At 60.3% G+C, this 751-nt stretch carries 1 protein-coding gene; it reads left to right on the top strand.

Annotated elements, in window-relative coordinates:
• A partial coding sequence (locus CH289_RS27900) for a phosphopantetheine-binding protein (protein ID WP_143545158.1) occupies positions 1 to 751 on the top strand: 751 nt, incomplete at both ends.

Here is a 751-nt window from a genome sequence, read left to right as displayed (position 1 = left end):
TCATAAATTTGTGTTGGATTCCGGTTTGCGGCGGGTTCCGATCGGTGTGGTTGGTGAGTTGTATGTCGCGGGGCGGGGTGTGGCACGCGGTTATGTGCGACGGCCGGGCTTGACGGCATCGCGATTCGTCGCGTGTCCGCTCGGCCCTTTGGGTTCGCGGATGTATCGCACCGGCGATCTGGTTCGTTGGAATCACGACGGCGAGCTGGAGTATGTGGGTCGCTCTGACGATCAGGTGAAGATTCGTGGTTACCGCATCGAAATCGGTGAAGTGGAAGCAACACTCGCTGCCTTGACCGGAGTGGAGCGTGCGGCAGTGGTGGCCCGTGATACCGATACCGGCAAGCAGTTGATTGGCTACGTCGTACCTACCGAGGTGTCTGCGGGAATCGATGGTGGGGCGCTGCGCGAACGAGTTGCCGCGCGATTGCCTGCGTACATGGTTCCGGCCGTGGTGATGGTCATCGACGAGTTGCCGTTAACTGTCAACGGCAAGCTGGACAAATGGGCGTTGCCCGAGCCGCAATTCGCCAGCGGCGTTCACAGAGCGCCGTCATCTCCGGTTGAAGAAATTATCTCCGGCATTTTCACGAAGGTTCTCGACCTGCCGCGAGTCAGCGTGGACGACTCCTTCTTCGACCTGGGCGGCAACTCGCTCTCTGCGATGCGTGTCGTAGCCGCCGTGCAGGAAACCTTCGACTGTGAAATCAGCGTCCGTGCACTCATGGAAGCCCCCACCGTAGCGGGCCTG

Origin of the sequence: Rhodococcus sp. RS1C4 (assembly GCF_002258225.1) — a bacterium.
In the GTDB taxonomy this organism is placed as follows: Bacteria; Actinomycetota; Actinomycetes; order Mycobacteriales; family Mycobacteriaceae; genus Rhodococcoides; species Rhodococcoides fascians_E.
The sequence above is the reverse complement of the archived record's forward strand: the minus strand, read 5'-3'. Positions and strand labels throughout refer to the sequence as shown.